Genomic DNA, 13,953 nt, shown 5'->3' on the forward strand with positions numbered 1-13,953 from the left:
GTCCAGCCAGCCGACCCCGCGAAGGCGACTCAGCCGCCGAAGATGTTCACCGGGTTGAAGACATCGGCGAGGAGCAGCACGGCCCCCATCACGATGAGCAGTGTCGCCACGACCACGGTCAGCGGCACGAGCCTGGTGGCGTCGACGGGCGGGGGCGGCGGTCGCCGGAACAGCTTCGCCCAGGCGCGGCGGATGCCGTCCCACAGCGCGACGACCACGTGCCCGCCGTCGAGCGGCAGCAGCGGGATCAGGTTGAACACGAACAGTGCGACATTGAGGGATCCGAGAAGCCCGAGAAGCACGGAGAAGCGGTTGACGATCGGCGCATCGATCGCCGCGACCTCACCCGCGATGCGTCCGACCCCCACGACGCTCAGCGGCCCGTTCGGATCGCGCTCAGACCCGGTGACCAGTGAGACGCCGGTCTCCCAGATCCGCACCGGAAGGGTGACGATCATCGACCCCACGCGCACGACGGTATCGGCCGCCATCTGGGGTCCTGCCGACAGCGGCTGGGGGACGAAGCCCATCTGCGCCGCCATGCCGACGTAGCCGACCTCCCGGACGACGGGCTGCCCGTCCTCGCCGATGACCGGCTGCCCGCTCGCATCGGTGATGGTGCGCTCAGCCTCGATCGGCGTGATGCTCAGGGTCTCCTCCGCACCGTCTCGAAGCACCACCAGTTCCAGGGTCTCTCCTGGAGCGGCCTGCACGATGGCGGTCGCCTGCGCGAAGGTCGACACGGGCTGACCGTCGACGGACACCAGCACGTCGCCAGGCCTGATGCCGGCCTCGGCAGCCGGCGTCGCCGGGTCGTCGGCCTCGCACTCGGTCGCCGTCGATCCGGCGGGCAGGACGCACTGGTTCACCGACGCGATGGTCGTGGTCCCCTGCTGCACTCCGATGCCGGACACCAGAACAGTGAAGATCACGATCGCGAGGATCAGGTTCATCAACGGGCCGCCGAGCATCACGACGACGCGCTTCCACACGGGGAGACGGTAGAAGACGCGGTCCTCAGCACCTTCGGCGATCGTCTCGTCGTTCGCCGATCGTGCGTCCTGCACGAGAGCACGGAAGACGCCCTTCGCCGGGCCCGATGCGGTGGAGGCCGGGTACATCCCCGACATCGAGATGAATCCGCCGAGCGGCAGCAGCTTGAAGCCGTACTCCGTCTCGCCGATGCGCTTGGACCACAGTCTCGGGCCGAAGCCGATCATGTACTGGCCCACACGCACGCCGAAGAGCTTCGCCGGCAGGAGGTGGCCGACCTCGTGCAGACCGATCGACAGGCCGAGGCCGATCAGCATGAACACGATGCCACCCAGATAGAGCAGTGCTTCCACTCCCCCAAGCTAGTGCTCGTCGCCTAGGAATAAGCCCCATGTGCTGCGCAGGGCGATGACGCGGCGCGGTTAGGCTTGAGTCGTGACCTCCCGCCAGCTGCGACTTCTGCGCGCAGCCGCGGCGTCCGGTGCCGCAACCCTCGTGGCCGCGGCATCGCACACCACCGCGGGCGGAGCCGCCCCGCATCCGCTCTTGGTCATCGCCGTCGCAGCGCTCCTCGTGCCTCTCGCGGCGCTGCTCATCGGCGCCCAGGTCTCCAGATCGCGCGTCGCTCTGACGGTGCTGGTCAGTCAGGGGCTCTTCCACCTCGTGTTCCAGCTGCTCGGCACACCGACCGGCACGACGGCGCTCGGCGGCCACGAACACCATCTCGACCTCGCCGCCCTGGGCCCGGTGGTCGCGACGACCGCTCCTGATGCGCTCATGATCGTCGGTCATGCCATCGCAGCGATCGTCACCACCGCTCTGGTCTGTCACGGCGAGTCGTCGGTGCGAGCGATCGCCGGCTGGGTGCAGGCACGCCTGCGCCGCACGGTCGCCCTGTTCCGCCCGACCCATGAACGTCCCGCCTTCCCGGTGTTCGCGATCCGAGTGCCGACCGAGAACGACTTCTCGGTATCGGTCTCGCGCCGCGGTCCTCCTGTGCACGTCTGATCACGTATCGCCTCCCCGAGGCGTTTCCACCTTCCCGCGGATGCCGCGCACACCGACGCGCCCGCAGATCAGCACACAGGAGTACCACCATGCGTTCCACCACCACCCGCCGCAACATCACCGCAGGACTCGTCGGCGGCACGATCCTCGCTCTCGCCCTCCCCACGATGGCCAGCGCCCACGTCAGTGTCAGCCCGGATGAGCTGACTGCAGGAGACCACGGCGTGCTCACCTTCTCGTTCGCCCACGGCTGCGAGAACTCGCCGACCACCTCGCTGAAGGTGACGATGCCCGAGGGCCTCGCATCGGTCGCGCCCACCATGGACAGCGACTGGACGATCGACATCGAGAAAGGCGATGACGGCCTCGTCAGCGCCGTGACCTACACCGCCATCGCGCCGGTGCCCAATGAACTGCGCGGCGCAGTGAGCATGGCTGTCGGGCTCGACGAGGACACGCCCGACTCGCTCGCATTCCCGGTCGTCCAGACATGCGTCGAGGGCAGCACCGAATGGACGCAGCTCGCAGAGGACGGCGAAGACCCGCACAGCCTCGACGCCCCGGCTCCGGTCGTCGAGGTCGTCGCCGCGTCCGCTGACGGACACGGGGAGCACGGCTCCGCGGACGAGGCCGGAGACGCGGACACCGCGAATTCGGATGCCGACGACGATGCGGTCTCCGCGAACGCGCTCGGCACGGCACTGGGCGCGGGCGGCCTCGTCGCCGGCATCGCCGCACTCGTCGTCTCCGTACTGGCGTACCGCCGCAAGGCGTGACGCCCCGGCGCGTCTCCTCGGCTCGATGGGGCCGAGGAGACGTGCCGCACCCCGTGTTCTCCTCGGAGCCGTGAGATCATTGATGCGACATGTCGATTGAACAACAACCGAGCCTGCCTCCCGTGCTCCGCCCCGCGAACCCGCCCCGGCGTGAGCTGTCCGAACTCGCCTCTCGATTCGCACGAGACGTCCGCGGCGAGGTGAACGGTGTCACCCTGTCAGGGATCACCCTCGCCACCGCCGACCTCCGCCCCGGCGAGGCCTTCGTCGCGATCCGGGGTGTGAACCGCCACGGGGCCGAGTTCGCGGCCACCGCCGCCGAGAAGGGTGCCGTCGCGATCATCACCGACGAGGACGGCGCCGACATCGCCGAACCGGCCGGACTCCCCGTGCTCATCGTGGACGACCCCCGCGCCGTGCTCGGTGCGCTGAGCGCCTGGGTCTACGGCACGGGCGCAGGCGAACCGCTCCCGCTGCTGTTCGCCACCACGGGCACCAACGGCAAGACGAGCGTCTCGCATCTGCTCGAGGGCATCCTCGGCCAGCTCGGCGTCGTCACCGGACTCTCGTCGACCGCCGAGCGCCACATCGCCGGTGAGGTCATCGTCTCGAGACTGACAACCCCGGAAGCCTCCGAGATGCACGCGCTGCTCGCGCTGATGCGCGAGCGCGACGTCGAGGCCGTCGCCGTCGAAGTCAGCGCTCAGGCGCTGTCCCGTCACCGCGTCGATGGCATCCGCTTCGACGTCGCCGGCTTCACCAATCTCAGCCATGACCACCTCGACGACTACGCCGACATGGAGGAGTACTTCGAGGCCAAGCTGGCGCTGTTCCGACCGGATCGGGCGACGCGCGCAGTGGTATGCCTCGACTCACCGTCGGGCGCCACCGTCGCGCAGCGCTCGGAGATCCCCGTGGTCACCGTCGGCACCCCCTCGATCGCCGCGGATCCCGAGGGCGCGGCCCGCGCGGACTGGGTCGTGGTGATCGACGACGAGCGCGCATCCGGAACCACGTTCACGCTGACCGGCCCGGCAGGAAGACTGACGACGACCGTTCCCGTGATCGGCCCGCACATGGCGGCGAACGCCGCCCTCGCGATCGTGATGCTGCTCGAAGGCGGCTACGAATGGGACCGCATCGCCTCGGCGCTCGACCGTGACGGCGGCATCCTGGCGCATCTCCCGGGTCGCACCCAACTCGTCTCCGGCGACACCGGCCCTGTCGTCTTCGTCGACTTCGGGCACTCTCCCGACGCGTTCGAGAAGACCCTCGCCGCGGTCCGCCGTGTCACACCCGGCAAGGTGCTGATGCTCTTCGGAGCCGACGGCGACCGCGATGCCAGCAAACGCTTCGATATGGCGCGCACTGCCGTGGAGGGCAGTGACATCCTCGTCGTGACGGACCACCACCCCCGCTTCGAAGACCCCGATTCGATCAGGGCCACTCTCGTCGCCGGCGCCCGCGCGACGCGGCCAGACGCCCAGATCCACGAGTACTCGCCTCCCGAGGCGGCCATCGTGGCAGCGGTCGGCCTGGTCGGAGAGGGCGACTCGATCCTGTGGGCGGGTCCGGGGCATCAGGACTATCGCGACATCCGGGGCGTGCGCACGCCCTATTCGGCCCGCGAGCTGGCGCGACGTGCGCTGCGTGCGGCCGGGTGGCCGGTGCCCGATTCGCACTGGCCGGTCCCCTACCCCGACGAGGACTGACCCGAGCGCCGATGCCGTCGCGATTCACGGCGGCGCGGCAGCGGGGCGGCCCTCGATCGTCTCTCGCCTCGAGCGGGTGACCGCCTGAGCGCGGATCAGGCGCGCGCGATCAGCTCGTCAGCCTTGCGGCGCGCCCACTCCTCGGCCTCGGCGAGCGATTCGACCGTCAGCGTCTGCGGCGGCTCGTGGGCATCGACCACGCGCGAGATCGTGTCGACGATTCCGAGGAACGGCAGGCGTCCCTCATGGAAGGCATCGACCGCCTGCTCGTTGGCGGCGTTGTAGACGGCGGGGAATGTCGCGCCCGCACGGCCCACGGCCTTGGCGAGGTCGACAGCCGGGAACGCGACGTCGTCGAGCGGCTCGAAGGTCCACGAGGTCGCCTGGGTCCAGTCGAGGGGCCGTCCGACCCCGCCGACGCGACTCGGCCAGTCGAGCCCCAGCGAGATCGGCAGACGCATGTCGGGCGGCGACGCCTGGGCGATCGTCGAGCCGTCGATGAACTCGACCATCGAGTGCACGATCGACTGCGGGTGCACGACGACCTCGATGTCGTCGTAGGCGACGTCGAACAGCAGGTGCGCCTCGATCACCTCGAGACCCTTGTTCACCAGCGTCGCGGAGTTCGTCGTGACCATCCGACCCATGTCCCACGTCGGGTGCGCGAGTGCCTCCTGGGGGGTGACCTGGAGCATCTGCTCGCGTGAGCGCCCGCGGAACGGCCCACCGGATGCCGTCACCACCAGGCGCCTCACCTCGGCGTGGGTGCCGCTGCGCAGCGCCTGCGCCAGGGCCGAGTGCTCCGAGTCGACAGGGACGATCTGGTCATGCGCGGCCGCAGCGAGAACCAGCTCACCACCGACGATGAGGGATTCCTTGTTCGCGAGAGCGAGGGTTCTGCCGGCTTTCAGCGCCGCAAGAGTGGAACCGAGTCCGATCGACCCGGTGATCGCGTTGAGCACTACGTCGGCCTCGACATCGCGGACCAGCTGCTCGGCCTCGGCCGCACCCAGTGCGGTGCTGTCGACGTGGAAGCTCGCAGCCTGCTCCGCGAGCATCTCGGCGTTCGTCCCGGCGGCGAGGCCGACGAGTTCGAAACGTCGAGGATTGGCGCGGATGACGTCGAGCGCCTGCGTGCCGATGGAGCCGGTGGAGCCGAGGACGATGATGCGACGCATGCCGCCAGCCTATGGCAAGCCCCCGGCCCGTCTGCGTTACGGCGCCTGCTCGACCGGAGTCGTCGCGAGGATGTCGACGACGAAGACGAGGGTCTCTCCGGTCAGATCGGTGTCGTTCTTCTCGCCCTCACCGTAGCCGTCCTTCGGAGGCATGGCGACGACCACCTGCGACCCGACCTTCTGGCCTTCGAGGGCCATCTTGAACCCGGGGACCACTCCGCTGGTCGGGAACTGCGATGGCGCTGCGTCCCGGCTCCAGCTCGAGTCGAACTCGGAGCCGTCCGACCACTTCACGCCGCGGTACTGCACCGTGACGAGGTCGCCCGCTCCGACGACGGCGCCGTCACCCTGCTTGAGGACGGCCACCTCCGTCTCGGTGGGGGCGTCGGCGTCGGGGATCGTGATGGTGGGAGAACCGGCGTCGTCGAGCTCGACGACGGGCATGCCCTCGGTCGCATCGACGTCGGAGCCGGAAGCCGTCGTGGGAAGCTGCTCGATCGTCTCGACGTAGAGGACGCTCGGGTTCATGCCCTCCTGCGCTGCAGGAAGGGTCAGGACGACGCTCGAACCGATCGGGAGGCACTCCGCCGCGACGGTGAAGACGGTGGACTGCGTCGGATCGACGATCTGCTGCGGCTGCTGGACGGCGAGGAGAGCGGACAGGACTCCGTCGGGCCCGCGCTCCGAGGTGCTGAGCACTTCGTTGGTCGTGGCGTCGATCAGCTGGTAGCGCAGCGACACGAGGTCTCCGGGCATGACGTCGTCGCCATCGCCCTCGACCACGACCGAACGCTCGGCCTCGGCGAGATCCGTGCCCTCGGGTACGGAGACCTTGGCACCTGCGCCGGATCCCTCGACGGACACGGCATCGGAGCCTGCCCCCGACGCGATGTCAGCGAGGCAGGAGCTCTCGGAGCCGGCATCCGGGGTGGCGGTCGACTCCGGAGTCGCGCCACCGGAGCACCCGGCCAGCAGAAGGGTCGCCGCGGCGACGGTGGACAGGACGATAAGCGGACGCTTGCGCACAGTTGAACCTCAGGATCGCGGGCGGGACACCCCATCATCCCTCACGCCCCTTTGCTGATGCTGGGAGGCGCGCGCTGGCGCTTCATTCCCGCCGCGGCATGATTGCCGGGGTAATCTGCTCTGATGACGTCAGAGCAGTCCGTGGAGCCCGAAACTTCGCCCGCAGAGACTGAGAAGCCTCGTCACGCAGGCTTCGCCTATGCGCTCGGTCGCAGCCTCATCACCCCGCTCGCGCGCACGATCTACCGCCCACGCATCGAGGGCAGGGAGAACGTCCCGAAGGACGGCGCGGTGATCTTCGCGAGCAATCACCTCTCCTTCATCGACTCGATCGCGATTCCGGTGGCCTCTCCGCGTCCCGTGCATTTTCTGGCGAAGTCCACCTATTTCGAGGGGACGGGGTTCAAGGGCTGGCTCAGCAAGACGTTCTTCGAGTCCATCGGCGCCATCTCCGTGCGCCGTGGTGCGGGCAAGGCCGCCCTCGACGCCCTCGACGTGCAACGCCAGCTGCTCGACGAGGGCCTCGCCGTCGCTCTCTACCCCGAGGGCACGCGTTCGACCGACGGACGCCTGTACAAGGGGCGCACGGGTGTGGCCTTCCTTGCGCTGCAGACCGGAGCACCTGTCGTCCCGGTCGGATTGATCGGCACGGACAAGGTCATGCCCGTCGGCGCCAAGATGCCCACTCTGAAGGAACGCATCACGGTGCGCTTCGGCGAACCGCTCGACCTCTCGCCCCACGGCCCCGCCACGAGCGGTCGCGCCCGCAGACTCGCGACGGACGAGATCATGGCCGCGATCCATGCCCTGTCCGGCCAGGAGCTTGCCGACGCCTACAACGAGGCTCCCGCGCAGAGCACGATCGAGAAGATCAAGCAGGCGCTCCCCCACGAACGCCGCTGACGCGGACCGACCGCTCAGTCCGTCTCTGCGCGCACCGACGCCTCGTGCCGCACCGGGAAGTTCATCGAGTTCGCGATGAAGCACCATTCGTTGGCCTGCGCATGAGCACGCTCGGCCGCGTCGATCATCGACACATCCGCGACGACCACCTCCGGACGCAGCATCACCTCGACGAACGCGCCGCCGCCTTTCCCGTCCTCCCGCATCATCCCCGAAGCCGAGTCCCGATAGGAGACGACGACGACGCCTGCAGTGACGCAGGCGTGCAGGTAGGAGAGCAGATGGCACTCGGAGAGCGAGGCGAGCAGCAGATCCTCGGGATTCCACCGCGACGGATCGCCACGGAACGGCTTGTCGGCTGAGGCGAGGATGTCGGGCTTGCCCGCGACCTCCAGCGTGACATCGCGACGATATTCGCGATAGCCGCTGGTGCCGGTGCCGGAGTTGCCGGTCCAGGTGGAGCTGAGTGAATAGCGATGCTCGCCGAGCGGCACTGGTCTATCTGCCATGTCGACAGTCTGCCACCAGGAAGCCCTCGACGATCCCCGTGCTTGGCACTGCGTGCACCCAACCGACGATATCCTTGGGAGGTGCTGGAGACTCTCACCGTTCAAGATGCCGTGGAACTCGCCGTCGTCGAACGGAGCGGATTCATCGAGTCCCGCCACGCGGGAGCAGCGGTGGTGCTCTCGCCCGATGGCGACATCGTCGCGCGCTATGGGAACGCGGACGCTCTGATCCTGCCTCGCTCCAGCCTCAAGCCGTTGCAGGCCGTGGCGTGCATCACCGCAGGAGCCGCTCTGGAGGGCGCGCAGCTCGCCATGTCCACCGCGAGCCACAGCGGCACCGACCGTCATGCCGCGGTCGTCCGCGACGTCCTCACCGAGGGCGGCCTCACCGAGGACCACCTGGGTTGCCCGCCGGCGTGGCCCGGCGATACGTCCGCCCGTGACGAGCTCGTGCGCGAGCACGGTGCGCAGACCCGCATCCGCATGAACTGCTCCGGCAAGCATGCGGCGATGCTTCGCGCCTGCGTCGCGACCGGCTGGCCCACCGACAGCTACCTCGACCCGACTCACCCGCTGCAGCTGCACATCCGCGAGGTCATCGAGCGGCTGACCGGCGAGAAGGTCGCCCACACGGCGATCGACGGATGCGGCGCCCCGGTCTACGCGATCACGCTGACGGGTCTCGCCCGTTCGATCCACCGGATCGGCACCGCTTCCGATCGCTCTCCGTTCGCCCTGCATCGGGTCGCAGGATCTCTGGTGCGCGCGGTGCGCGAGCACCCCTGGACCATCGACGGCCCCGGTCGCCCTGACACCATCGCGATCGAGAAGCTCGGGGTGTTCGCGAAGGGCGGCGCAGAGGGCGTCATGGTCATGGTCGCTCCGAACGGAACGACCGTGGCGCTGAAGATGCTCGACGGCGGCGCACGCGCATCGACCATCGTGGCCGCGACTCTGCTCGCACGCGCAGGCGGGCTCACCGACTCCGAGGTCGCGACTCTCGCCGCCGCTCTGCCTCTCGAGGTGCTCGGTGGCGGCGCGGAGGTCGGAGCCGTGCGCCCCGGCAGCGGCATCTGACCATACGACGTACCGCTGCTCATCGCCCGGACGCCAATGCCGGGACCACGACACGACGAGGCCCGACGTCACCGATCAGCGACCAGGCACGTCCGGCATGCGGTCGCGCGTAGGGCGGGAGTTCTCGCACGCCCGCGAGCTGCCGCAGCTCGGCGGCGTTCTCTGCCCGGATGAGAGTCTCACCCTCTCGGCGCACCCGTTGCCACAGCGGCCAGTTCCGTTGCCACGCGTCCGCGTCGCCGATCACTATGGTCGGATGTGTCGACGTCGTGAGGTCGCGAGGTTCACCCGAGAGCGCCACGACATCGCATCCTGGGTGCGCGGCGGCCAGCGATTCGGCGACCGTCGGCACCCCCGCGGTGACGAGCGCCGTGAGAGCGCATCGCGGCGACCAACCGCTGTCCTGCCGATACCGAGAGGCACCGTGGGCAGGGCCTGACGATCGCAGTCGCTCCTCGGGTACCCAGACCAGCTGGATCTCTCGATCTCCCATCCGCATCCGCCCCGGCGGTCGGTCTCGATCGAAACCGTCGGACTCGCCGCCTGCGGCGAGATGATCGACACGGCTCGGCATCCTCAGGAGCCCCCGGCGTGGCAGCGCATCGAGAAGCCGACCGATGGGCCCCGCCGCTCTCGTCGCCGTGAGCACGAAGGTGGTACGGGAACCGTGCCGCAGGATCTGATCCCAGAGCTGCGCGACATGCTGACCGTATTCCACAGGCAGCTCGCTGATCCTGACGTCGATGTCGTCGCAGAGAACGAGACCTGCGCCGCGCGATCCGTCTGCCGCCAGAGCGACGACGGCGTCCCAGGCGTGCTCCGGGTCGGACGGTATCCAGAGCGGGTCTGCGTGCTGCTTGGCCAGCGCACGCAGAGCCGAGGTACGCCCCGACCCCGGCCCGCCCAGGAGCACGATGCCACGATCGGACCCGATTGAGAGGAACACGAGCGGCTGGCGCTGACGCTCCGGCTCGTCGGCTCGCCCCAGAACGGCATCGCCCTCCCGCGTCTCCACCTGAAGCGTGGCCAGTGGGAGCATACGCGGAAGCACGGGCAGCCACGGGCTGTGCGGGCTTTCGGCGTCGGCCCATCTCATGGCGATGGCTCTCAGGTCGGCCGCGCCCGTCAGCGCCACTCTCATCGCCGTCGGTTCCGCATCCTGGGGACGACGGACCAGCGCCAGTCCCCTGGACTCCACCCCGCCGGGAAGCTCAGCCGCACCGTCGGTGCCGATCACGGCGCGGCTGTCTGCGGCGTCAGCAACACGCAGGCTCACTCGAAGCGGGCAGTTGGCTGCCAGCGCATCGCGGATCACGCCGGAAGCGCGCTGGGTTCCGAGGATCAGATGCATACCGAGGGCTCTGCCCCGAGCAGCGATATCGGTGAACACGGCACCGAGGTCGGCATGATCCTGAAGCAACGCCGCGAACTCGTCGACCACGATCACCAGCCTCGCCATTCCGATCTCCCGCACATCACGTGCGCCGGCCTCTGCGAGGACGGACTCACGGCGGCGCAGCTCTGCGGTCAGGCTCGAGACTCCTCTGCGCGCTCCCTCCTCATCGAGATCCGTGATGACCGCTGCCACCTGCGGAAGCGTCCGAAGCGGCTCGAAAGCCGTCCCCCCTTTGAAATCCGCCAGGACGAAAGTCACTCGATCCGGCCCATGGCTGCTCGCCATGGCTGTCACCCACGACACCAGCAGCTCGCTCTTGCCGCTGCCCGTCGTGCCGGTCACTATGGCGTGCGGCCCGTCGTCGACGATGTCGAGCAGGACGTCGGCGTGTTCGCCGCGGCCCACCACCGCAGCGAGACCGACCTGCGACTCGGGCTGGCGGAGGTCGCTCAGTGCCACCCTGCTCGGGAGCGAGTCCAGCTCATCGCCCTCGACCGAGCTCTCTTCTGCGGTCGCGATCGCCTGATCGCGGGACACGCATTCAGTGGAGACCTCGACGATCCCCTGCGGTGTGCGCACGCTCGCGCGGTGCGGCTCGACGATGTCGATGACCGTGGTGATTCCCTCGGGGACATCCTCGCCGCGTCCGAGCAGCCAGATCACGGCGTCAGCCGCCGGCCGGGGGTCCCCGCTTCGCGCCACCGCGACGCGGAGCGACCCGCGCCGCGTGAAGCGCGCCTGCGGAAACCGCGCGACCCCCAGCTCCTCGAGATGTGGGCCGACGATCGACATCTGCGCAGCTCCGAATCTCACACACAGCTGCACCACGAGGGCTCTCGCTACGGAGGCGACGACGGGGTGCGCACCGCGCAGACCGAGGCCACTGCTGAGCGGAACCGTCATCGGTACGTTCTCGACCCTGGCGCATCGCGTCTTGAAGTCTCGTTCGCGTTCCCCGTCGCCTCCCGACGCCCGCACACCGCTGGTGCCGACACCGCTGCCGACGACGATCTCGGTGTCGGCGTCCGGTGGCTCGAGGCCGCGCAGCGGAGGTTGCGCCAGACCTGCGGCCGCATCGGGATGACGGTGCCATCGCATCTGACGCTCGTCATCATGGAGCCGTGACAGCTGCGCTTCCGCGAGCGACCACGCCGCCGCGCTCTCGGCCTCCGCGACGCGGAACGCCTTTCGCCGGGAGCGCGACCCGTCGATCAGCGACGCGAGGATCATCAGAGGTCCGAGGGCTGCGAAGCACAGCGAGAACAGGGAACCGGTGACGAGCCAGAGCACCACCCCGGCGGCGACGGGCACGAGCGCCGCGATGAACGGCGTCGGCGGTCTGCGTGCGGGCACGGGGGCGGCGGGGATCGCTATGGGCAGAGAATCCATGCCCCCAGTGGACCGCGCGGGAGGGGCCCAGTGAGCGCCCTCCACAGGGATCGGACGTTATTCGGAGGATTCGCCCTGTGTGGAGGAGGACTCGTCCGCTACGGAGGGGGCCTCGTCAGGCGCCGAAGAGGACTCGTCCTCGATCTGCACGATGACGAGCGTCACATTGTCGCGGCCACCGTTCTCCAACGCAGCCGCGAGCATCGCATCGACGGCAGCGGCAGGATCGGCGTTCTCACGGAGGAAATGCTGGATGCCGTAGTCGGTGAGCTCTTTCGTCAGCCCGTCCGAGCAGATCACGAACCGGTCGCCCGGGCGGACATCGAGAGTGACGTAGTCGGGTGCAGTGAGTTCACTCGCTCCCACCGCTCGTGTGATCACATTGCTGTAGGGGTGACCCTCGGCCTCTTCGGGGCTGATCTTGCCAGCGGCGATGAGCTCCTGGACGACCGAGTGGTCGGTGGTGATCTGCACCAGACGTTCGTCCCGGAGAAGGTACACACGCGAGTCGCCGATGTTGAGCGAGGTCCAGTGCGGCTCGTCCCCCTCGAACTCGAGGAAGACCCCGGTGAGGGTGGTGCCGGTGCCTTCATCGGTGGTCTCGGGGTGGTCGGCGATGTCGGCGACGGCCAGCTGAAGCGCTCCCTCGATGGCTCCGCGATCGACCGCGCCGGCGGCGACGACCGCATCGAGTCGTCTGACCGTGCTCCGGCTCGCGATCTCTCCACCGGCATGACCCCCCATGCCGTCGGCGACGATGAACAGCGGGTAGTCCGCGAAGAACGCATCCTGATTCGTCTCACGGCGGCGCCCCACATCAGTGACACCCGCCCAGGAGAGCAACAGCGAACGCTGCGCAACCCTGACGCTGTGCGTCTTCGTCGTCGTCTCAGCCACTCATCGCCTCCGGATCGCCTGCGGGTCGGGGTCCCCCAGGACACTCACACATCGTAGTGGACGGTGCCACGGTGGCACTCGCGCCCGTGGAGGCCGCTCGCAGTCGAGCGGCGCCGTCCCGGGGCTGCGACATGACCATGCCTCCACGTTATCGTCTTCAACCGGTGCTCTGAGCCACAGAGCGTCGTCTCCGTACAGCACAGAGCCCCCGACCGAAGTCGAGGGCTCTGTGTCGCGTCAGATCAGGCCGGGGGCTGCGTGGGGTCCGTGGGCGGAACCTGCGGAGCTGCCGGGGGCGCTGCGGGCGGAGCGGGCGGAGCCGTCGGGGGTGTCGACGGCGCAGCGGGCGGAACGCCGGGTGCGGCCGGGGACGACGGTGCCGCCGGCGGTGCGTAGCCGGGCTGGGCAGGCTGAGCCGGCGGGGCGTAGCCGGGCTGAGCGGGCGGAGTGTAGCCCTGCGGCGCGGGAGGCGCATAGCCCTGCTGAGGAGCGCCGTAGCCCTGCGGAGCGCCGTAGCCGGGGCCCGCGACCGGGCGCGGCTGCACGGGCACGCCGTCCCAGACGGTGGAGTCAGCGAGGAAGCTGTTCCCTGCCCACGGAGCGGGAACGATGTTCGGGTTCCAGCGGGACTTGTCGAAGGCGTTGATGCCGTACCAGACGATCGAGAGCAGAACGAACAGGACGACCCAGACAGCGTCCTTCTGCAGCTTGAGTCCGACACGCCATGCAGCGAGAGCGAGGACGACCGCGAGCGCGATACCCGTCAGGAAGTTGAGGTACGGGATGAACGAGAGCCCGATGCCGATCAGGACGACCCACGGCGAGATGTCTCCGAGCTTCGCGAAGATCATCGTGTTGTACACGGGAACCCACGCGCGCCACTTGCCCTGCACGCCCGCCTTTTCGAAGATCTTCATCAGGAAGATCGACGAGATCACATAGAACGCCAGTGCGAAGAGCAGACTGATCAAGAAGACGACGAAGAGGCCGGCGATAGCCGCCCCGTTGTCGTAATAGTCGTTGTACATGATCCCCTCCGGATCCGATGGAGCTGACGCTGTGCGCGCCGCGACACCAACCATATCGGTG

General features: G+C 68.8%; 12 protein-coding genes. 5 read left to right on the forward strand and 7 right to left on the reverse strand.

Annotated features, from left to right (window positions below; genetic code table 11):
* Positions 1-29 precede the first annotated feature (29 nt).
* Positions 30-1,346 (reverse strand): M50 family metallopeptidase, encoded by a 1,317-nt coding sequence (locus OB895_RS04810; RefSeq protein WP_153302160.1) that lies wholly within the window; start codon positions 1,344-1,346, stop codon positions 30-32.
* Positions 1,347-1,428: 82 nt separating this feature from the next.
* Between OB895_RS04810 and OB895_RS04815 the strand changes: the two genes are divergently transcribed.
* From OB895_RS04815 to OB895_RS04825, 3 genes are all read left to right on the forward strand, one after another.
* Positions 1,429-2,001, forward strand: coding sequence for a hypothetical protein (locus OB895_RS04815; protein ID WP_079112646.1), 573 nt, complete (start codon positions 1,429-1,431; stop codon positions 1,999-2,001).
* Between the two features lie 89 nt (positions 2,002-2,090).
* The gene (locus OB895_RS04820) at positions 2,091-2,777 is read left to right on the forward strand and encodes a YcnI family copper-binding membrane protein (protein WP_079112645.1); all 687 of its coding nucleotides are present in this window, start codon (positions 2,091-2,093) and stop codon (positions 2,775-2,777) included.
* Between the two features lie 89 nt (positions 2,778-2,866).
* Entirely contained in the window at positions 2,867-4,489 is a 1,623-nt protein-coding gene (locus OB895_RS04825; protein WP_194286024.1) for a Mur ligase family protein, read from the forward strand.
* A 95-nt stretch (positions 4,490-4,584) separates the two neighbouring features.
* Here the strand turns inward: OB895_RS04825 and dxr are convergent, their stop codons facing one another.
* Together dxr and OB895_RS04835 are read right to left on the reverse strand one after the other, a co-directional pair.
* Complete coding sequence (gene dxr, locus OB895_RS04830) at positions 4,585-5,667, reverse strand: 1-deoxy-D-xylulose-5-phosphate reductoisomerase (RefSeq protein WP_079112643.1); 1,083 nt, start codon at positions 5,665-5,667, stop codon at positions 4,585-4,587.
* 36 nt (positions 5,668-5,703) lie between these two features.
* A complete protein-coding gene (locus OB895_RS04835) occupies positions 5,704-6,693 on the reverse strand; it encodes an FKBP-type peptidyl-prolyl cis-trans isomerase (protein ID WP_079112642.1) in 990 nt (329 codons plus the stop codon).
* Between the two features lie 123 nt (positions 6,694-6,816).
* Here OB895_RS04835 and OB895_RS04840 point away from each other — a divergent pair, with 123 nt between their 5' ends.
* On the forward strand, positions 6,817-7,596 hold the full coding sequence (locus OB895_RS04840) for a lysophospholipid acyltransferase family protein (protein WP_042541839.1): 780 nt from the start codon (positions 6,817-6,819) through the stop codon (positions 7,594-7,596).
* Positions 7,597-7,610: 14 nt separating this feature from the next.
* Here the strand turns inward: OB895_RS04840 and OB895_RS04845 are convergent, their stop codons facing one another.
* On the reverse strand, positions 7,611-8,105 hold the full coding sequence (locus tag OB895_RS04845) for an OsmC family protein (protein WP_079112641.1): 495 nt from the start codon (positions 8,103-8,105) through the stop codon (positions 7,611-7,613).
* Positions 8,106-8,186: 81 nt separating this feature from the next.
* On the opposite strand from OB895_RS04845, the gene OB895_RS04850 reads away from it, so the two are divergent.
* Entirely contained in the window at positions 8,187-9,182 is a 996-nt protein-coding gene (locus tag OB895_RS04850; RefSeq protein WP_228385688.1) for an asparaginase, read from the forward strand.
* A 19-nt stretch (positions 9,183-9,201) separates the two neighbouring features.
* Here the strand turns inward: OB895_RS04850 and OB895_RS04855 are convergent, their stop codons facing one another.
* From OB895_RS04855 to OB895_RS04865, 3 genes are all read right to left on the reverse strand, one after another.
* Positions 9,202-11,967, reverse strand: a complete 2,766-nt coding sequence (locus tag OB895_RS04855; protein WP_311879327.1) for an FtsK/SpoIIIE domain-containing protein — start codon at positions 11,965-11,967, stop codon at positions 9,202-9,204.
* Positions 11,968-12,024: 57 nt separating this feature from the next.
* Positions 12,025-12,864: a PP2C family protein-serine/threonine phosphatase gene (locus OB895_RS04860; protein WP_079112638.1), complete on the reverse strand. Its 840-nt coding sequence runs from the start codon at positions 12,862-12,864 to the stop codon at positions 12,025-12,027.
* Positions 12,865-13,106: 242 nt separating this feature from the next.
* Positions 13,107-13,892, reverse strand: coding sequence for a DUF5684 domain-containing protein (locus OB895_RS04865; protein ID WP_052493006.1), 786 nt, complete (start codon positions 13,890-13,892; stop codon positions 13,107-13,109).
* Positions 13,893-13,953 lie beyond the last annotated feature (61 nt).

Source organism: Microbacterium forte (assembly GCF_031885415.1).
Lineage (GTDB): Bacteria > Actinomycetota > Actinomycetes > Actinomycetales > Microbacteriaceae > Microbacterium > Microbacterium forte.

What these genes read in the sequence shown, in the direction of transcription:
- OB895_RS04820 (WP_079112645.1), top strand. Translation starts at nt 2,091, where the DNA reads ATGCGTTCCACCACCACCCGCCGCAACATCACCGCAGGACTCGTCGGC.
- OB895_RS04825 (WP_194286024.1), top strand. Translation starts at nt 2,867, where the DNA reads ATGTCGATTGAACAACAACCGAGCCTGCCTCCCGTGCTCCGCCCCGCG.
- dxr (WP_079112643.1), bottom strand. Translation starts at nt 5,667, where the DNA reads ATGCGTCGCATCATCGTCCTCGGCTCCACCGGCTCCATCGGCACGCAG.
- OB895_RS04840 (WP_042541839.1), top strand. Translation starts at nt 6,817, where the DNA reads ATGACGTCAGAGCAGTCCGTGGAGCCCGAAACTTCGCCCGCAGAGACT.
- OB895_RS04845 (WP_079112641.1), bottom strand. Translation starts at nt 8,105, where the DNA reads ATGGCAGATAGACCAGTGCCGCTCGGCGAGCATCGCTATTCACTCAGC.
- OB895_RS04855 (WP_311879327.1), bottom strand. Translation starts at nt 11,967, where the DNA reads ATGGATTCTCTGCCCATAGCGATCCCCGCCGCCCCCGTGCCCGCACGC.
- OB895_RS04865 (WP_052493006.1), bottom strand. Translation starts at nt 13,892, where the DNA reads ATGTACAACGACTATTACGACAACGGGGCGGCTATCGCCGGCCTCTTC.